Origin of the sequence: Pseudoalteromonas sp. SG43-1, assembly GCF_014164415.1 — a bacterium.
In the GTDB taxonomy this organism is placed as follows: domain Bacteria; phylum Pseudomonadota; class Gammaproteobacteria; order Enterobacterales; family Alteromonadaceae; genus Pseudoalteromonas; species Pseudoalteromonas distincta.
This window is the reverse complement of the sequence record NZ_JACJFD010000028.1, coordinates 14,469-33,830: the sequence shown is the minus strand read 5'-3', so window position 1 is coordinate 33,830 and position 19,362 is coordinate 14,469. Positions and strand designations below refer to the sequence as shown.

The window sequence follows — 19,362 nt, the reverse complement described above, 5'->3', positions numbered from 1 at the left end:
TCTCATATTAAAAGCAAAAACGCGGCTATAAGTAGCCGCGCTGTTGCTTACTCATTTTTATTACTATTGACCAGCACTTACCACGGGGTCAGTAATAACCTCTACTGGCTCTGCTGTATCATTTAACAAATACTTATCTAACCACTGTTCTTGTTCCCACAACACATGTAATAAGCTTTTACGCGCACGGTAACCATGTGCTTCATAAGGGAGCATTACTAAGCGAGCATCTTTACCTAAACCTTTAAGGGCTGCGTACATGCGCTCACTTTGCATTGGGAAGGTGCCCGAATTAGGGTCTTCTTGGCCGTGGATCATTAGCATTGGCTCGTTAATTTTTTCAGCATGGAAAAACGGCGACATATCAGCGTACACACTTTGTGCTTGCCAAAAATCACGCTCTTCTCCTTGAAAACCAAACGGTGTTAATGTGCGGTTATACGCGCCACTGCGGGCAATACCTGTTTTAAATAAATCGCTATGAGCCAATAAGTTAGCAACCATAAATGCACCATACGAGTGCCCTGCTATGGCAATTTTGTTTTTATCGGCAATGCCTTTTTTAACTAATACATCAACAGCTGCTTGCGCACTTGATGCTAACTGCTTTCTAAAGTTATCGTTTGGCTCGCTGCCATCAATACCCACTATTGGCATTTTAGGGTCGTCAAACACGGCAATCCCTTTAGCAAGGTAAGGCATTGGGCCCCAATAACCAATGTAGGTAAACGCATAAGGCGATTCGCGTACTTGCGATGCAACGGCTTTATCTTTGTATTCAAGTGGATAAGCCCACATAAGTACCGGTAACGGGCCTTGTGTTTTATCGTACCCTGGTGGTAAATAAAGCGTGCCCGAAAGCTCAACACCGTCGTCGCGTTTATAACGTAATTGCTCTTTAGTTACGCCTTTAAATGCAGGGTACGGGTGCTCAAATGTCGTTAATTGCGTTAACGTGTCGTTATCTAAATCACGTATAAAAAAGTTAGGTTGCTCAGTTTTAGATTCACGAATAGTAATAAAGCGCTCACCTTCGTCATCAAGTAGTGAACGAACACGCTCATAGTATGGCGCTTGTGATTGCCATAAACGCTTGCTGCTATTTGTTTTAACATCGTACCTATCTAAAAACGGCACATTACCTTGCTCTGAAGCACCATTACCGCGCAGGTAAATATAACGCCCGCCTACAATTTTAATTACGTTTGCGCCTAAATCATTGCGCTCGTAAATTGCATTACCTGGGTCTTTGTACGCATCGTTGTAACTACGCTCTGAAAATAGCACGCGGTTTCTGTCGGCATTTCGTGGTTGCACTATGTAAGTACGTACTTGGCGATCGCTAAAGCGCCAGTCTGTCAGCATTGCTACGTTTTCGTTGCCCCACTCCATTCCCGCATAACGGCGCTCTACTTTGGCAAATAATTTAGGCTCGCGTTTAAATGGTGCACGTAAGCTGTAAACATAATCATGATGCTCAACGTCGGTTTTCATGTCGCCGCCATCTTGCGCCTCGGCCCAAATAACTTCAGCACCTTGATCGGCTCGCCATTCAAAATTACGGCGGCCAGTGCGTACACTGTCGTAACCTTGTGGAATATTATCGGCAAGTGGCTGTTTTGCCAGCTCTGCTAATGCATAGCCGCGCATGCCCCATATTTGCCACGTGCTTGCAAAGCGGCTGTAAGGCACTTGATACGAAAACGGCTCATTAATACCGGCAACTAAAATATTGGTAGAATCAGGTGATACTGAAAACGATTTAAATAAAGAAGGGCTACCTATTGCTTGAGTATTGCCATCAAGCGTTATGTAAGCCAATTGCCCTTGGCCGTAAAACTTAAACTGTGATTCATCAAACGGGCTGGTTAATAAATTTTGGTAAGTACGTGCTGGCGCTTTTTCGCCAGTACTTTGTTGAATAACAGGCACTACATTTTGGCTGTTATTTTCAAGCCTTGGTTTACCAAAATTAACAGCAAGATTTGCAACAATGGCGCTGCTATCTGGCAGCCATTTATATGGCGATGCAGTTAGTACCGAATTTAACGCAGCACTAGTTAACTCTTTTGCTTGTTTGGTTTCAACGCTGTAAAGCCATAAGTTGGCTTGGGTTGGTTGCTCAACAACAAAGGCTAAATATTTACTATTAGATGACCATTTAGGTGAGCGGATAATGCCATTAGGTAAGTTATTAATACTAATAACCGACCCGCTTTGAACATGCTTTAGCTCCACAGCACTAAATTTGGCACTCACACGAGAGCGCGAAAAATTAGCGGGGTTTAGCTTAATACCAGCAAGCTTAAGCTCTTCTTTTGCAAGTTCATCAAGGGTTACTACACGTTTGCGCTCAAAAAGCGCTAGCCACTGGCCATCGCTCGATAAGTAACTAGTGGGTGCTAACTTAGCGTCAACCAATGCTGCAAGTTCGGGTGATGGGGTTTGATAGCCCTGCTCGGCGTAACTTGTTGGCACCAATGCCGCACAACAAATAAAGGCAACTAACAGCCTAAAAGCGCTCATGTTTTTATCCTTTTGTTATTTTTTACTCTTATAGGCGTATATAAACACGTTTTGCTTTGTTCATAAAGTATTAAGGTAAGTTAAACACCTCTAAAAGATGACTTAATAGTGCTGATTAAGCTAAACTACAGCGCTATTTATTCACCACTGCGGTACTTAAAATACAATGCATAACAAAGCCAAATCAGTCACCATTTTTGATGTTGCAGAGCGTGCTGGTGTATCAAAATCAACCGTATCGTTGGTGCTTACCCAAAGCGATAAAGTGGGCAATAAAAGTAAACAAAAAATACTCAAAGCGATAGATGAGCTAGGGTACGTTTATAATCGTGATGCCGCTGCTATGCGCTCAAAACGATCTAACTTAGTGGCCATAGTAATAAATGATTTAACTAACCCAGCTATGGCACACCTTGCTACCAGCTTAGAACTTTTGTTAAACGACAATGGCTTACAAGCCATGATTGTAAGCAGTAATAATAGCCTTGAGCTACAAGCAAACGCAGTTAAAAACTTAAAAGAATACAACGCGGCTGCATTTATTATTTGCCCCGTTGCTAATACTTGCCCCAAATGGCTTGATGCGCTCAGCGCGCAACACAAAGTAATTACCTTAATGAGTGAAGTGCCCTTTAGCGCAGCTCCGTGTGTATTACCCGACTATAAAAAAGCCAGCCACGTAGCCAGTATGCATTTACTCGCACAAGGCGTGACAAACATAGCATTTATAGGCAGTGAACTTACTTTAAGTGATTCACAAGCACTGCAAAGTGGCTTTAATACCGCATGCGCGCAGCACAGCATTACACCATTAGCATCCATTGACTGCGCAGTAAACACAGCCCTTAGCGCTAAAAATGCATTTATGGAAGCATATAAACACAAACCCACATTAAACGCAGTGGTGTGTGCAAACGATATTATTGCTCAAGGTGTTATTGCCGCTATTAACTCATTAACTCATCACTCTATTAAAGTAGTGAGTTGCCACCACATTCCTAATAGCGCGGTTATAAATAATCACTTAACCACCGTGGCTATTAGTACAACTGATATAGCTAAGCGGTGCCTTTTAATACTCCAAGAGCTACTACAAAATACAGTCCCGCCAGTAAAAACACTGGTAAATGTAAACTTACAAATTAGAGATTCTAGCCAATGAAAAAAGTGCTGGTAATTGGCTACGTATGGCCAGAGCCAAATTCGTCTGCTGCGGGAACGCACATGATGTCGTTATTAAATGCATTTAGAGCGCAAAACTGGGACGTTGAATTTGCAACGCCCGCGCAGCGCACCGACCACATGGTAAACCTTGACGACTTTGGTATAACCAGCCAAAGCATTGCACTAAACTGCGATAGCTTTGACGAATACGTTAAAGCTTATAACCCAGACATAGTCATGTTTGACCGTTTTATGATGGAAGAACAATTTGGCTGGCGCGTCGATAAACATTGCCCAAATGCCATTAAAATTCTCGATACCGAAGATTTACAATGCCTACGTAATGCACGTCACGAAGCGTTTAAAGGTGAGCGCGAGTTTACAACCAGCGATTTACACTCAGACATAGCAAAACGAGAAATTGCCGCTATTTTACGCTGCGACCTAAGCTTAATTATTTCAAGTTATGAAATGAGCCTGCTAAACAGCGTATTTAAAATAGAGCCAAGCTTATTACACCATTTACCATTTATGGTCGATTTAAGCTCACTGCCTACAAGTACAAAAACGTTTGAGCAGCGCCAGCACTTTATGACCATAGGTAACTTTAGACACGCACCAAACTGGGATGCTGTACTTTATTTGCAAAAAATATGGCCACTTATTCGCAAGCAACTCCCAAAAGCAGAACTACATATTTATGGCTCTTACCCACCACCAAAAGCCACGGCACTAAATAACCCTAAAACAGGGTTTTTAATAAAAGGCTGGGCCGATAATGCGTTTGATGTAATGCAAAGCGCACGCGTATGTTTAGCACCACTTCGTTTTGGTGCAGGCATTAAAGGTAAATTACTTGAAGCCATGATTATGCAAACACCCAGCGTTACCACCTATATTGGTGCAGAGGGCATGCATAACGATTTACCATGGCCTGGTAAAATAGCCAACACCGCCGACGATTTTGCCAATGCTGCTGTTGAAATGTACACCAATCAAAGTGACTTTGAACAAGCACAGCAAGATGGCAACACGCTCCTTAATACGCTTTACGATAAAGCACAATTGAGTACGGTGTTAATTAAAAAAATCGATTCAATAAGTAGCGATTTAGAGGCTCATCGCGAAAAAAACTTTACAGGCCAAATGCTCAAACATCATACAATGCGCAGCACTCAATACATGTCGCAATGGATAGCTGAAAAAAATAAAAAATTAGATTAAAAATGACTAGACACACACCAATTAGTGTTTAAAATCGCGCCCATCAAACGTGGGCAGTTTTAGCTGTATTGTCTATATTTTTAGCTTAGTTATCGCAATATTTGGTCCAAAAAGATTTGAAAACTGCAACCTTTACAGAAAAACGCAAATTTATCGTTAAATTGGGTAAAATGCTTCACAAGTATGGTACGCCTGCTTACCGCCTAGAAGCCCACCTAATGGAAGTGGCTACATATTTAGGACTTAAATCGTCGTTTGTTATGTCGCCAACTTCGGTAACGTTTGTTATTTGGACTGATGGCCACGAAGACGAGTACACCCATGTTGCGCGTGTAGACCCTGGCGATCACGATTTAGGCTCACTTGCCGACACCGACGACCTTGTAAACCAAATGCTTGACGACAAGCTAACTTTACAAGAAGTTGACGCCCAGCTAGATGCTATCTACGACATGCCAAACCCATACAATAAACTTGTTACGGGCGTTGCGTTTGCAACTTCTGGTGGTGCGTTTGCAATGTTAATGGGTACTAGCTGGACTGATGTTATTTGGTCATCGCTTCTTACTTTAGTTGTTTATTTGTTTGTGCTTTGGTCGGGACGCTCAAAACGCGTAGCCCATATGCTTGAGCCATTGGTAGCCATAATATCGGCAATACTTGCCTGTGCAGTAAGCGTGTATATAACACCTGAAATAAACATACGCTTGGTGGTACTTTCGGCCATTATTGTATTTATACCAGGTTTAGCACTTGCGCTTGGCTTAGCAGAGCTTGCAGCGCGGCATTTAGTGTCGGGTACAGCAAGAGTCATGGACTCGTTTATGCTGTTATTTAAACTCTATTTTGGCGGTTTTATTGGCATAGGCATTGGCTTTGCACTCTTTGGGCAAGCTGACTTTGTACAACCTGAACCATTACCAAAGTGGACCGCATGGCTGGCTATATTTTTACTTTGTAGCAGCTTAATCGTTATTTTTAGAACCAAACTTAAGCACGCTGTTTGGTCTATTGCATCAGGCTTTATAGCGTATGGCACCAGTATTGGCTCGGCTATGTACCTTGATTACACGTTAGGTACGTTTGTGGGTGCTTTATCGGTAGGTATATTTAGTAACTTGTTTAACCGTGTTGCTAATGCGCCGGCTTCTATTGTGGCCATGCAAGGCTTAATTGTATTAGTACCAGGTAGCAAAACCTATATTGGCTTAAACTCACTAATTGAAGGCCAAGACTTTATATACGCAGAACACATAGGCCAACAAACGTTTTTAATATTTATGTCGCTTGTTGCAGGACTAATATTTGCAAACGTCGCCCTACCGCCTAAAAAGAGTTTGTAAGTGATACTGAGCGCTCGCTTTACTTTGATTGAGTAAAGCGAGTGAAACGTTAAACTAAAACAACGACCAAGTAGCAATTGATGCCAATGCTAAGTGTTTTAGCTCTTTACATCGCACTTGGGTGAGCTCAAAAGCATCGTAGTGATTCCAACACTATACTAAAAAACCTTCCATTTTAATCATATCCTACTTCTAATTTACACTTCCCTATTGAGCAAAAATACTCAACAGGAAAGTAACTTAACTAGCGTGACCAGTTCGTTTTGGCAAGCTCTACAATCTCATTACCTTTGCCGTTTATCAGCGCTTTCATCATGTAAACACTAAAGCCTTTTGCTTGCTCTAATTTGATTTGCGGCGGCATTGAAAGCTCTTGTTTTGCAGTATCGACTTCTAAAACAACAGGTCCTGAGTGGTTCATCATCTCGTTCATTGCCGATGGTAATTTTTCAGGGTCATCCACATGAATCCCTTTTAAGCCACAGGCCTCTGCAATTTTAGCAAAACTTGGGTTTTCTAAATCGGTATCGCTTGATAAAAACCCACTGGCTTTCATTTCCATAGCCACAAAACTGAGTGAGCGATTATTATAAACAACAATCTTTATTGGTAAATTAAGCTGCTTAAGTGAGATTAAATCCCCCATTAACATCGAAAAGCCACCATCACCACACATTGCAATGACTTGGCGGTCTCTATCTACAGATTGAACCCCCATTGCCTGCGACATCGCATTTGCCATAGAGCCATGATTAAACGAGCCAATTAAGCGACGCTTACCATTCATTGATAAATAACGCGCAGCCCACACTGTTGGCGTACCTACATCACAAGTAAAAACAGCATCGTCAGCTGCTTGCTCGTTGAGTAAACGCGTTAGGTATTGCGGGTGAATTAAGTTTTGCGAGGTTTTGCCACTGGCAAGTTCATCAAGATCTTGTCGAGACTCTTTGTAATTTTTAACACATTTTTGTATGTGCGAACTGCTCCGTTCACCTTTAATATAATCAAGCAGTGTGGCCACTGAGTTTTTAGTATCCCCTAACACGCCACAGTCAATTTGCACGTGTCGCCCGAGTGACGCAGCCTGATTATCAATTTGCAATATGGTGGTATTTTCGGGATAAAAAGCACGATAAGGAAAACTAGTACCAATCATTAATAACGTATCGGCTTCTTGCATTGCATGATAGCCCGATGCAAAGCCAATAAATCCGGTCATACCAACATCGTAAGGATTATCGTATTCAATAAATTCTTTACCGCGCATGGCATGCACTATCGGTGCTTGTAATTTTTCGGCTAGCGCAACAATTTCGTCGTGGGCATCCTTACAACCAGCACCACACAATAAGGTTACTTTTTTACTTTTATTAAGATGAGTCGCCATTGCTTCAATATCAGATAAAGCGGGGGTATAAGTTGCTGGCTTTGGCACATTCCATTTTGGCTTAATAGCTTTAGGCATATCTTTTAATGCAATATCGCCAGGTAGCACAAGTACACTCACGCCTTTGTTTAGTATTGCTTGTCGCATTGCTGTTTCTAGCAGGTACGGCATTTGCTCAGGGCTCGACACCATTTCACAATACACACTGCATTCTTTAAATAATTCTTGCGGATGGGTTTCTTGAAAATAACTACTGCCAATTTCAGATGAAGGAATATGTGCGGCAATTGCTAATACTGGTACATTATTGCGCTGACAATCAAATAAGCCATTAATTAAATGAAGGTTACCTGGCCCGCAAGAACCCGCACACACCGCAAGCTCGCCTGATAAATGTGCTTCGCCACCAGCTGCAAATGCGGCAACTTCTTCATGTCGCGTACCTAGCCATTCAATTGTTCCCATTTTTCGCAGACTTTCACTAATGCCGTTAAGTGAATCGCCAGTTACTCCCCAAATACGTTTTACGCCAGCTTGTTCAAGGGTTTTAGTAATAAAACTTGCGATATTTTGACTCATAATATAGAACTCCTAAATATTCAGTTATTCTGTAAATTGATTTTTCGTCTCTGATCTATCAGGTAAGTCATCGTTTAGAAATGCGCTCAATTATTGAGAATCGATAAGCTTAAATATTTTGATAATGATAGATATTTTACTACTGAGACTTTACTAACAAACGATACTCCTAGGTTTGCTGCGCCCCCATACTGATACATAAAACATGAATGTCCGCTTTAAAGTGTTTATGAATATGCGGATGCGAGATTTTTAGTGGCTTAACTATGAATATGTTATTATGCGCTCAATTATTTTACTGAATGCTTTTCTCATACTTCTATGTCAAATTCTGCTTCTTGCTTTACATTATTTTCTCAAAATATTGATGCTCTCGCGCTTCCTGAAAAGTTTACTTTCCCTTTTTATTACGAGCCGCAACCATTAGCTGTAGCAGCCACTAAACAATTACAGCAACAACTTGAAACGTTAGCGCATTTAAAAGCAGAAAATACAGGTAAAATGTTTGGGGTTTTAGTGGTGCAAAATGCTAAGCAACAATTAGGCTTTTTAAGTGCTTATTCGGGACAAATTGAAGGTGATAAAGGTAATATTAGCTTTGTGCCGCCTGTTTCTAGCATGCAACTTCAAGATGATAACTATTTGGCTCAAAGTAAAATAATTAACGATATTAATGCTCAAATTGAGCAATTAGAAAATAGTGAACAACTGCTTGAAGTTAATAGCAAACTTGATGATGCAACACAAAGCTACCAGCAAGCGCTATTAGCTCAACAGGCAGTAATGCAAGCCGGTCGTCAGCAACGAAAAATACAACGTACCGAAGGTGAATTAGAACTTAGCGAAAGTGATTTTGAGCAGTTAAAAAATAAGCTTGCAGTGCAAAGCATCATAGAAAAAAAGCAACTGCTGGCACTTAAAGCCTATTGGCAAAATATAATCGAGTCACTGCAGCAAACACACATCAATATTTCTGATGAAATTGCTCATTTAAAAAAGCGCCGTAAAACGCTTTCTAAAAGCTTACAAAAAAAGCTATTTGCACAGTACCAATTTTTAAATGCAAATGGTGAAACTACAGATTTAAATGCTATTTTTGCAGCACTACCTGAGCACACTCCTCCTTCGGGTGCTGGCGATTGTGCAGCGCCTAAATTATTACAATACGCCTATAAACATGACTTAAAGCCACTTGCTATGGCAGAGTTTTGGTGGGGAGTAGCACCTAAATCAGCAATTAGGCAGCATAAAAACTACTACCCTTCTTGTTACAGTAAATGCCAACCAATACTTGGGCACATGCTAAAGGGTTTAGATGTTGAAGATAACCCGCTACTTATCAACCCAGCTCAGGGTAAAGATTTAAGTATTGTTTATAAAGATGACGACTTACTTGTGGTAAATAAGCCCGCTGAGTTTTTATCAGTGCCTGGCGTTAATATTGATGACTCAGTTTATATGCGAATCAAAACGCAGTTTCCAGAGGCATCAGGGCCACTAATTGTACACAGATTAGATATGTCGACTTCTGGGTTATTGATGATTGCGCTTAATAAACGCGTGCACAAAGCACTGCAAAAGCAGTTTATTGAACGCACCATAGATAAACGTTATGTCGCATTAGTTAATGGTAACGTAGCTGAGGATAGCGGAGTAATTGATTTACCCTTAGTGCTCGACTTTGATGATAAACCGCGCCAAATGGTATGTTATAAACACGGTAAGCCATCACTTACTACCTGGCACGTTTTAGAGCGTAACAACAATATTACCCGATTACAGTTATATCCTAAAACAGGGCGAACTCATCAACTAAGAGTGCATTGTGCGCACAGTTCAGGTTTAAACATGCCAATTATAGGCGACACACATTATGGGAAAAAAGCCGAACGATTACATTTACATGCAGAATACTTAGCATTTACTCACCCAATTACACTTAAACGATTAGAATTTGAAGTAGCCGCAGATTTTTAACAAAAGCACATAAACCGCTACCACTAAAACGTACAAATATTGGCTTTTATTAATTAAATTGATATTGTTTATGGTCTTATTTTTTTCAATGATGAGTATAAGAAACAGTTCAAACCCAAGTTTATTAAGCAATGCGAAAAAGTATTTCAATAATAAAAATAAATCAGCAAAGGATTAACATGGCTAACAATACACAAATAAAGATTTTAGGTAATACTTTATGGGCAAAGTATATTGTTCTCCTTTTATTTTTACTTTTTAGTAAACTTGCCTCTGCTAACGGCGATTCATTAAATGCAACTTCACATGCGCTAGACTTTGACACGACTCAAACTCTCATCAATAACATAAAACTAAATGAATTAGACTATCTTCAAAATGGAGACAAACTCACTCAAGCGTTTAAAATAAGCAAAGATCAAAATTGGGAAAAGCTTCATCTAGAAGCGGCCGCTTTGTATGCGGAGTTACTTTTTAGACAAGAAAAATACGAAGCGTTAAACACACACTTATCCTATTACTTAAAGAACAAAGAGTTACCAAACCAAAAAAGTGTGTATTTATTATTTCTCGAATCACAACTCAAGTCTCTAGCGAGGGATGCAAACCCAGCTCCAGCACACACGCTAGCCACAAAATTAGAAGAGAGCTTGCAACAGCATTCATCTAAAGAAAAAATTATTATTTTACGAGCACTTGCTTACTATTACACCGATACTGATGCATTGAAAAAGACCCTAAATGTTGCACTAGAAGGGCTAGAATTAGCATTAAAAGATGACGATTCAGCATCTCAAGGATACTTTTTTAGAAAAATAGCCGATGCATATAATTATCTAAACGAAAAAGACAAAGCCGTATATTATGCAAAAAAAGCGGTTGCGGCATATGAGCAAACGCAAGATGGGCTTTTTACCTCAAAAGCATATTGGAGTTTAGGCAATGTATTGCTGGAGATTAAGAAACCTAAAGATGCCTTAATATACCTAGACAAAGCATTGCTCTATTTCAAAAAAGTTAATATGCAAAAAGGCTTAACCTTTGCCCAATACTCAATTGCCAGTATTGAGTACTTACAAGCAAACTACGATAAAGCTTTAACTTTAACTAAAGAAAACATTGAGCTTGCTCGTTCTGCAGGTGTTTATGATATGCAACTCGCATCGCTCATTTTGTTAGCTGACATATATATAAAACTAGATTTAATTGATCAAGCAAATGAAGCAAACGATGAGGTGTTTTTAAAATTAGATAAATTCAGCCGCAGTATTTATAAAGCCGATTTTTTAAGTAAACGCTATGAGCTAAAGCGACGCCTTAACTACACTGACGAGGCTTTTGAAGCAATTGAACAAAAGCTCCTTTATACAAAAAAACACTACGAAGCTACCAGTGAAAGTAATATAAAAACACTACAGGTACAGTTTGAAGTAAAAGAAAAAGAAGAAAAAATACAGCAACTAGAGTACGCAAAAGACATTAGTGAACTACAAGCTAAAGAAGAGTACCAACAAAAAATAATTTGGCGGCTTAGCGCTGCTATAGCGTTTATTTTAGTGATTGCTTCATTATTTTTATTTTATCGGCAAGCTCGACAACGTCAAAAATATCACGATATTTCATTAACAGATTATCTAACAAATAGCCCTAATCGCAGAGGAATAATGCGCGCCGCAGAAGCAAAGCTTGATGAAGGTAAAATGACGATAGCAATTGTTGACTTAGACTACTTTAAAAAAGTTAACGACCAATTTGGTCACGATGTTGGAGATTTAGTTCTTATTGCCTTTGTAAAGGCTGCAAAAGAAACACTAAGTGGTGATCATCAGTTTGGCCGCTACGGCGGCGAAGAATGGTTGTTTGCACTAAATTCGGTTGACGAACTAGCTATTCGAGATATCTTTGACCAGCTCGCCACTAGGTTTACCGAGCATTGTAGTAATATAAAAGACCTTCCTAGTGATACAAAAATCACTTTTAGTGTGGGAGCCTCTGTAAGTAACCCTTTAAAAAGCACACTAGATGTTCTTATTAAGCATGCAGATAAATTACTTTATAAAGCAAAAGAAAACGGAAGAAACCAAGTCGTTGTTGATTAAATAAACACAGCTAGAAGTACTTGCTCAGTTAATTGACTAAAGTCCATCTAAAACCATCAGTTTAATTTTATGTGCTTTTACAAAATGATCTAATTTATGGGTGTGTATCCACCAAGTAGCGGCCTCCATAAGTAGCTCTGGGTCGTCGTTTTTATTGGCAAAAAATGCATAAAAAGAAAGCCCTACATTTTCGCCTTTAACTGCTATTTTTTTATCGCACACGGTAATTATTTTTGCTCTTAGTTCTTCCCTCATACATACCTTATTTAATTATATTTTTACTATTAAAATACGCCATTTAAAAAGCTAACGATTAGCTGTGAAAGGCTTCTATCAACCAAGCCATGATTCTCAAGCTCTTTATTAGGCGTATTTACTTTTGCAGCTTTGCATTCATTATCTAATGTCTCATTTTTACGTGTACCGGTTTCGTATGCAATATCTGCTTGTTCCATACATTTTGCCGAGCCTGCGTAAGGCTTTGCCGCACAAGCGCTTAGTAATAAAAAAAGTGAAATTGCTATCAACAATTGCTTCATAACTAATCCTATTTTTACGCAACTTATTTACTTTAAATTACAGCTGCAAGTTAGCCTATTTACTTTTCTACCACCATTACAAAAAATTCAAAAAAGAACGTACCGATGGCATCAAAAAAAGTGTTATTTTTTTCATCCTTTTTAATTTGTGCGCTAATGCATTGATTGTAAACCTGTGAGCTTGTTTGAGCGCCATTTCGATCAACCATTTCAGCCTCTTCAATGCATAAGTTAGGGTCGGAACGCGGGGCTGTACTACATGCACTCAGTAAAGCGCACAGCAATAATGCGGCGACGGGGCTTTTTATGTTCATCCTTAAACTATCCTATTAAGTTAACGTGCTACCTGCATTTATGTGTGAGAGTAATATATAGGTTGTACCCAAATAACACTGACACTTTATCACTGCAATAAAATAAACAACCAGTAAATATTTGTAAGGTTCTGTAGGGATTTATACTCACTTTTATAATTGAACTACGCAAAAGCCTGAAATTATTGCATTCATATCACTGTAAAATTTACAGTGATCGCAGCCAAAGAATAAAAGATTAAATTAAATTTATTAAAATACAATAACTTAATATTTGGCATTTAGTTTGCTAGTTAATGATATAAGCAAATAAATTGTAAAAGGACTAGTTATGAATATTTTTGAAGCACTACGTCATGACCATGACAAACAACGAGAATTGGTAGATGCGCTTATTCAAACACACGGCGACACAGAGCAGCGCCACACGCTAATGGATGAGCTAAAAACAGAATTAGAAAATCACGCAAAATTTGAAGAACGTTACTTTTATAACCCACTTATGTTTGATGACTTAACTCATGAAAAAGCGCGCCACAGCGTAGCTGAACATCACGAAATTGATGAATTAATTGAACAACTTGAAGATACCGAAATGAGCTCGTCTGCATGGTTAGTTGCAGCTAAAAAGCTACACCATTTGGTACATCATCATTTAAGTGAAGAAGAACACGAAGTGTTTCAATTAGCGGGTAAAGCACTTACCGAAGGGCAAAAAGAGAGCCTTGCTGAGCAATACAACGACGCTATGCATTAGTTGTAAACACGCAAACCGACTTCCACACACTCCCTGTGTACTTATTGGTTATAAGCCTTATGGCTTATAACCAATTTTTTTGTATGTACTTTATTACTTTACAGTAAATTTCACGTCTTGGTCGCGTAATAAGTAAAGTGCAAAACACGCAGCCCACATTGGCCATGCAGTAAAGAATAATAAGTTATTAAAGCCATCTATGTACTGGTTGTAAGAAGAAAGCGTAGATAAGCCATGCATTACAAAAATGATACCGTACGTTATACGCTTTTTAATACCTGCTAAAAATGCTAAAACAAGCACTAACTGCACCGCACCAATAATGTAAGCCACTATATCTGTAGAGCCACTAATACCGTAAAAATGTTCAAAAATACGTGCGCTATGCCCAGGATTAACAAACTTATCGAATGTCCACATAACCATTACAATAAACACGCCTAAACGCAAAGATAAAAGTGACCACTGCAAACGGTTTTGCACATCAGAATTCATTGAACCTGTCATAAAATTTCCTTAAATGAATATTAATAAACGTAGAAGTAACCTAGACCGTATAAGTTATTTTTTATTTCAAAAATTTTTAATTAAATTCATTAGTTAAGCCATGCAGTACTAAAAGTGAAGCTTATTTAAGTAATTTAAAAATGCTGCATAAAAGTTAACTCTTTTAAAATGTTAGCAGGTTGAAAGTAGTCTATAATTAAAAATTCTATTAAAAGCATATATTTACATTCACTCTAGTACAATCGCTGTATTAATATTTTATCAACTAATAAAACAATACTATTAATTACCATCTTTATAATGCATCTGTTTTGTTATGTTCTAAAAAACAAAAAGAATCAAAATTTTACTGAAAGTTATTTTTAATCCTTTCGGTCTTTATCGCCAACAACATTTTAACCGTAGAGAGAAAACGTTTGAAACACGCATATTTAGCACTTTCCCTAGCCACCATATTAAATACACCACTTAATGCTTTTGCAGCCGAAGAATCAAAAACAGCAAAAGAAGGCGCAATTGAGCGTATTGAGGTGGCAGGCCAAGTTATTAAATCTCAAGGTCTTTCGGTTAAAAATGCCACTGTAGACGGCCCTTTTGGCGACAACTTAGCTCTACGAGATATAGCCCGTTCAGTAACACCAATTTCAAGCGAGTTAATAGAACAACTCAATATTACGACTTTACAAGACGTACTTGCAGTCAGCCCTAATACCTATTCAGCCAGTGGTTTTGGGGCACCAAGTTTACCTACTATTCGTGGGCAACTAGGTGAGCTTTTCCAAGATGGTACACGCCGCCAAGCAGGTAATAATGGCTTTGGTGTGCCGTTATCGTTCAACTCTATAGAACAAATAGATGTAGTAAAAGGCGCGCCACCGGTATTATTTGGTTCAAGCCAACGCAACGGTGGTTTTGTAAACTTACATTCTAAAAAAGCATCAACTGACGACAGTAAAGGCAAAGCAACGGTATCTGCAGGACGATGGGATCAGTACAGTGTTTTAGTTGATTACAGTGCACCTATAGTAAAAGACAAAGTAGGTTTTAGAGTAAGCGCTGAACACATTGATAACGGCAGTTACTACGACTTTTCGGGCACGAAAAGCGACAGCCTATTTGCAGCACTTAGGGTGTTACCTGATGACAAGAGCAGCTGGGATATTAACTTTGAGTTATACCAAGTTGAATTTACCGATAACGCAGGTATTAACCGCCCTACTCAAGCGCTAATAGATAATGGCCTTTATATTACCGGCCAAGGCGTGCAAGTAAATGGCAGTACAGTTCCAGCGGCAGGTTCTATTGTTTCACCTACTGGGCAAGTAAAAATAGACCGTAGTACAGTACTTACCGACCCTGACAATCAAAACGAAGCCACTACTTATTTACTACACAGTATTTATAAGCGTGAACTTTCAAACAACGCATCAATAAAAAACATTACGTATTTTCAGCACTTACAACGCGAAGAAATTGCACAAAATAGCTTTGTTGAAATTATAGATGGTGCCGATACCGCGCAGAACCGTACCGAACTGACTTACCAATGGAGCAACGAACAGCAAACAATTTTTGCTTTTGATGTGCGTTACAACCGCGTGCTAGGCTACAGCCAATTTACAACAGAAGCCGACCTACCTATTGATTTAACTGGCCCAATTTCAAATCGCCGCATTCCTTTAGCTGATGCACAACAAGCGCGTTTAATTGAAATTAGTCCAGGTGTATTTGTATCCCCTGGTGGTCAGTACGATATTAATAACGATGGCAGCGGCGACTTTAACTTATCAGACACTACCGATTCGCGCTCATGGCAAACGGGTTTTGCTATTCAGCAAGATTCAGATTGGACAGATAAGTTTCATACAAGTGTTGGCTACCGCATTGATTTTTATGACGTAGACGCGCACGACCCAATAGCACCAGAGGGTGAAATTGCAGCGAGCGATAGCATTAACGATAAGCTACATTCGGGGCAAGTAAGCTTTAATTACCGATTAAATGGTGATTACACCACTTATGGTGCAGCAAGTTACAACGAAGCCACATCAAATAGCATGGCTGGCGGCACGTCTCTTGGTGGTGACAACACGATTAGCGCGCAAAACTTTTCAACCGAAAATACCTTAGTTGAATTCGGTTTAAAATACGCACCAACCGACAGTGATTGGTACGCCGATGGTGCAGTGTTTAGCCAACGTCGTAGTTTACGTAATCGCGATGGTAGTAATACCGGCATTCGTACTACCGGCTTTGAAAGCCAAGTATTCTATGATGCTTACCCTTATTGGTTAAGTGCCGGCTACAGCTATATTGATGCTCGCTACGATAATTCTGCAAGTAGCCAAGATTCAGCGCAAGTAGCAGATGCATTTGACAACTCACGTCCAGATATTATTGCAGGTACCAGTGTTGGCGCACCTAGCTTTACCGCGTTTGCACCTTCAAACCGCCAAGTTCAGGGCATCCCTGAGCAATCTTTCAGCTTTAACGGAAATTATTCAATTAATTCGAAATGGCAAACGGGTTTTTCAGGTCTATATACAAAGAGTTACCCATTAGACTTTTTGGCGACAGTAAAAATTCGTGATCAGTACACCCTAAACGTAAATACTAGCTATGCTTTTACGCCTAATACTAAGTTACGATTAGATGTGAACAACGTGACGAATCAAAAAAACTGGCGCCCAGTATTTGAAGGCGGTTACTTTGGTGCAACTTTAGCTTTTCCTGAGTTGCCAATTAACGCCAAGTTAACCCTTACGCATAGTTTTTAAGAGAGAGAACATGATTAAAAAAATATTTCTATTATTGATTGCAGCGGCCGCCGTCGGCCTGTTCTTTCATTTTGACTTACACCAACTACTTACGCTTGATGGCTTAAAAGGATCGATGGATCAGTTTAACCAATACAAAGAGCAGTCACCGTTACTCGTTATTGGTGGGTTCTTTTTACTATACGTAGTAGTAACTGCTCTCTCTTTACCAGGCGCCGCTATTTTAACACTTGCCGCAGGTGCATTGTTTGGCTTAGTTGAAGGCTTATTGGTTGCATCTTTTGCCTCAACTATTGGCGCAACACTTGCCTTTTTAGTATCGCGTTACTTACTACGTGACACTATTAAACAACGTTTTCCTGAGCGATTAGCCGCCATTGATGCAGGCGTTGAAAGAGAAGGTGGATTTTACTTATTTACGCTTAGATTAGTGCCGGTGTTTCCGTTCTTTTTAATCAACTTACTAATGGGTGTTACTTCAATAAAGTCTTGGACTTACTACTGGGTAAGCCAAGCAGGTATGCTCGCCGGTACATTTGTATTTGTTAACGCAGGTACACAACTGGCGCAAATAGAAAGCTTATCTGGAATTTTATCATTCAACTTAATCTTATCATTCGCTTTATTGGGTATATTCCCATTCATTGCAAAAGGAATCTTAAACGTGTTTAAAAAGCGTCGCGTATACAAAAACTACACTAAGCCTAAAAAATTCGACCGTAACATGATTGTTATTGGCGCAGGCGCAGGTGGTTTGGTAACAAGTTATATAGCCGCTGCTGTTAAAGCAAAAGTAACCCTTATTGAAGCGGGCGAAATGGGCGGTGACTGTTTAAACTATGGTTGTGTTCCAAGTAAAGCAGTCATTAAAAGCGCTAAAATTGCAGAACAAATTCGCCATGGTGAAAACTACGGCCTAGAAAATGCGACACCGCAGTTTTCGTTCAAAAAAGTAATGGCACGTGTACACAAAGTAATTGCAGATGTAGCACCACACGACAGTGTTGAGCGTTACACTGACTTAGGCGTAGATGTTGTAAAAGGCTACGGTAAATTAATAGACCCGTGGACTGTAGAAATTAAACTTAACGATGGCGGCACGCAAACACTTACCGCTCGTACTATTGTGATTGCCACTGGCGCGCGCCCATTTGTACCGCCACTACCTGGTATTGAAGAAACTGGCTATGTAACAAGCGATACGTTGTGGAATAAATTTGCAGAGCTAGATGAGGCACCTAAAAAACTTGTAGTACTAGGTGGCGGTCCAATTGGTAGCGAATTAGCACAAAGCTTTGCACGTTTAGGTTCAAGCGTTACGCAAATTGAAATGAGCGAACGCATCATGATCAAAGAAGACCTTGAAGTGTCTACTTTTGCTCACGAAGCGTTAACCGAAAGTGGCGTTAATATTTTAACATCGCACCAAGCACTTCGCTGTGAAGCTCGCGATGGCAAAAAATATATCGTTGTTAAACATAACGACAAAGAAATAGATATTGAATACGACGAGCTATTATGTGCCGTTGGTAGAAGTGCGCGCCTTAAAGGTTACGGTCTTGAAGAGCTAGGCATTGAAACAAACCGCACAGTAGTAACTAACGAATACCTAGAAACACTGTACCCTAATATTTTTGCAGCAGGCGATATTGTAGGTCCATACCAGTTTACACATGTGGCAGCTCATCAGGGTTGGTACGCAGCGGTAAATGGCTTATTTGGTCATCTTAAAAAGTTTAAAGTAGATTACCGTGTTATTCCGTGGACTACGTTTATTGACCCAGAAGTAGCACGTGTTGGCTTAAACGAGCAAGACGCAAAAGACAAAGGCATAGATTACGAAATCACTCGTTTTGAATTTGAAGAGCTAGACCGTGCAATTACCGACAGCGCCACTAAAGGCTTTATTAAAGTGATTACACCCAAAGGCAAAGACAAAATATTGGGTGTTACCGTAGTATCTGAACACGCTGGCGATTTAATTGCTGAGTTTGTACTGGCAATGAAACACGGTTTAGGCCTTAACAAAATACTCGGTACTATACACAGCTACCCTACTTGGGCTGAAGGTAACAAATACGCAGCAGGTGAGTGGAAACGCGCTCATGCACCTGAAAAAGTGCTTAACTTGCTTGAAAAATACCACACTTGGCGCAGAGGTTAATT

Annotated in this window: 14 protein-coding genes; 8 read left to right on the top strand and 6 right to left on the bottom strand. The window is 39.7% G+C overall.

All coding sequences use genetic code 11. From position 1 onward, the window contains the following. Positions 1 to 63 precede the first annotated feature (63 nt). Positions 64 to 2,526: a prolyl oligopeptidase family serine peptidase gene (locus tag H5159_RS17045; RefSeq protein ID WP_182780712.1), complete on the bottom strand. Its 2,463-nt coding sequence runs from the start codon at positions 2,524 to 2,526 to the stop codon at positions 64 to 66. A 166-nt stretch (positions 2,527 to 2,692) separates the two neighbouring features. On the opposite strand from H5159_RS17045, the gene H5159_RS17040 reads away from it, so the two are divergent. From H5159_RS17040 to H5159_RS17030, 3 genes are all read left to right on the top strand, one after another. Beyond that, positions 2,693 to 3,688: a LacI family DNA-binding transcriptional regulator gene (locus tag H5159_RS17040; RefSeq protein ID WP_182780711.1), complete on the top strand. Its 996-nt coding sequence runs from the start codon at positions 2,693 to 2,695 to the stop codon at positions 3,686 to 3,688. Further along, positions 3,685 to 4,914, top strand: coding sequence for a glycosyltransferase (locus tag H5159_RS17035; RefSeq protein ID WP_182720920.1), 1,230 nt, complete (start codon positions 3,685 to 3,687; stop codon positions 4,912 to 4,914). The genes H5159_RS17040 and H5159_RS17035 overlap by 4 nt, the downstream gene beginning before the upstream one ends. 116 nt (positions 4,915 to 5,030) lie before the next feature. Next, positions 5,031 to 6,257 carry a threonine/serine exporter ThrE family protein gene (locus H5159_RS17030; protein WP_002960134.1) on the top strand — a complete coding sequence of 409 codons (1,227 nt, stop codon included), beginning with the start codon at positions 5,031 to 5,033 and terminating at the stop codon, positions 6,255 to 6,257. 244 nt (positions 6,258 to 6,501) lie between these two features. Here H5159_RS17030 and poxB read toward each other — a convergent pair whose 3' ends face one another. After that, positions 6,502 to 8,226 carry a ubiquinone-dependent pyruvate dehydrogenase gene (gene poxB, locus H5159_RS17025; RefSeq protein WP_182780710.1) on the bottom strand — a complete coding sequence of 575 codons (1,725 nt, stop codon included), beginning with the start codon at positions 8,224 to 8,226 and terminating at the stop codon, positions 6,502 to 6,504. Between the two features lie 321 nt (positions 8,227 to 8,547). On the opposite strand from poxB, the gene H5159_RS17020 reads away from it, so the two are divergent. After that, positions 8,548 to 10,203, top strand: coding sequence for a pseudouridine synthase (locus H5159_RS17020; protein WP_182780709.1), 1,656 nt, complete (start codon positions 8,548 to 8,550; stop codon positions 10,201 to 10,203). Between the two features lie 179 nt (positions 10,204 to 10,382). Beyond that, on the top strand, positions 10,383 to 12,302 hold the full coding sequence (locus tag H5159_RS17015; RefSeq protein ID WP_182780708.1) for a GGDEF domain-containing protein: 1,920 nt from the start codon (positions 10,383 to 10,385) through the stop codon (positions 12,300 to 12,302). Between the two features lie 36 nt (positions 12,303 to 12,338). On the opposite strand, the gene H5159_RS17010 is transcribed toward H5159_RS17015, so the two are convergent. From H5159_RS17010 to H5159_RS17000, 3 genes are read right to left on the bottom strand one after another with little or no spacing between them, the layout of a single operon-like run. Then, positions 12,339 to 12,557, bottom strand: a complete 219-nt coding sequence (locus tag H5159_RS17010; protein ID WP_182780707.1) for a DUF6500 family protein — start codon at positions 12,555 to 12,557, stop codon at positions 12,339 to 12,341. Positions 12,558 to 12,586: 29 nt separating this feature from the next. Continuing rightward, entirely contained in the window at positions 12,587 to 12,841 is a 255-nt protein-coding gene (locus tag H5159_RS17005; RefSeq protein ID WP_182780706.1) for a hypothetical protein, read from the bottom strand. 59 nt (positions 12,842 to 12,900) lie between these two features. Then, the gene (locus tag H5159_RS17000; protein WP_076924239.1) at positions 12,901 to 13,155 is read right to left on the bottom strand and encodes a hypothetical protein; all 255 of its coding nucleotides are present in this window, start codon (positions 13,153 to 13,155) and stop codon (positions 12,901 to 12,903) included. 331 nt (positions 13,156 to 13,486) lie between these two features. On the opposite strand from H5159_RS17000, the gene H5159_RS16995 reads away from it, so the two are divergent. After that, complete coding sequence (locus tag H5159_RS16995; RefSeq protein ID WP_008134499.1) at positions 13,487 to 13,912, top strand: hemerythrin domain-containing protein; 426 nt, start codon at positions 13,487 to 13,489, stop codon at positions 13,910 to 13,912. 93 nt (positions 13,913 to 14,005) lie between these two features. On the opposite strand, the gene H5159_RS16990 is transcribed toward H5159_RS16995, so the two are convergent. After that, positions 14,006 to 14,419, bottom strand: coding sequence for a hypothetical protein (locus H5159_RS16990; RefSeq protein WP_002960120.1), 414 nt, complete (start codon positions 14,417 to 14,419; stop codon positions 14,006 to 14,008). A gap of 416 nt (positions 14,420 to 14,835) precedes the next feature. Between H5159_RS16990 and H5159_RS16985 the strand changes: the two genes are divergently transcribed. Both H5159_RS16985 and H5159_RS16980 read left to right on the top strand, forming a co-directional pair. Then, the gene (locus H5159_RS16985; protein ID WP_182692658.1) at positions 14,836 to 17,196 is read left to right on the top strand and encodes a TonB-dependent siderophore receptor; all 2,361 of its coding nucleotides are present in this window, start codon (positions 14,836 to 14,838) and stop codon (positions 17,194 to 17,196) included. A 10-nt stretch (positions 17,197 to 17,206) separates the two neighbouring features. After that, positions 17,207 to 19,360 (top strand): FAD-dependent oxidoreductase, encoded by a 2,154-nt coding sequence (locus tag H5159_RS16980; RefSeq protein WP_182780705.1) that lies wholly within the window; start codon positions 17,207 to 17,209, stop codon positions 19,358 to 19,360. Positions 19,361 to 19,362: the final 2 nt, after the last annotated feature.

Bases quoted from the DNA above. Each gene is read 5' to 3' on its own strand.
- H5159_RS17045 (WP_182780712.1), bottom strand. From the start codon at position 2,526: ATGAGCGCTTTTAGGCTGTTAGTTGCCTTTATTTGTTGTGCGGCATTG.
- poxB (WP_182780710.1), bottom strand. From the start codon at position 8,226: ATGAGTCAAAATATCGCAAGTTTTATTACTAAAACCCTTGAACAAGCT.
- H5159_RS17015 (WP_182780708.1), top strand. From the start codon at position 10,383: ATGGCTAACAATACACAAATAAAGATTTTAGGTAATACTTTATGGGCA.
- H5159_RS16995 (WP_008134499.1), top strand. From the start codon at position 13,487: ATGAATATTTTTGAAGCACTACGTCATGACCATGACAAACAACGAGAA.
- H5159_RS17040 (WP_182780711.1), top strand. From the start codon at position 2,693: ATGCATAACAAAGCCAAATCAGTCACCATTTTTGATGTTGCAGAGCGT.
- H5159_RS17005 (WP_182780706.1), bottom strand. From the start codon at position 12,841: ATGAAGCAATTGTTGATAGCAATTTCACTTTTTTTATTACTAAGCGCT.
- H5159_RS17000 (WP_076924239.1), bottom strand. From the start codon at position 13,155: ATGAACATAAAAAGCCCCGTCGCCGCATTATTGCTGTGCGCTTTACTG.
- H5159_RS17020 (WP_182780709.1), top strand. From the start codon at position 8,548: ATGTCAAATTCTGCTTCTTGCTTTACATTATTTTCTCAAAATATTGAT.
- H5159_RS16980 (WP_182780705.1), top strand. From the start codon at position 17,207: ATGATTAAAAAAATATTTCTATTATTGATTGCAGCGGCCGCCGTCGGC.
- H5159_RS16990 (WP_002960120.1), bottom strand. From the start codon at position 14,419: ATGACAGGTTCAATGAATTCTGATGTGCAAAACCGTTTGCAGTGGTCA.
- H5159_RS17035 (WP_182720920.1), top strand. From the start codon at position 3,685: ATGAAAAAAGTGCTGGTAATTGGCTACGTATGGCCAGAGCCAAATTCG.
- H5159_RS17010 (WP_182780707.1), bottom strand. From the start codon at position 12,557: ATGAGGGAAGAACTAAGAGCAAAAATAATTACCGTGTGCGATAAAAAA.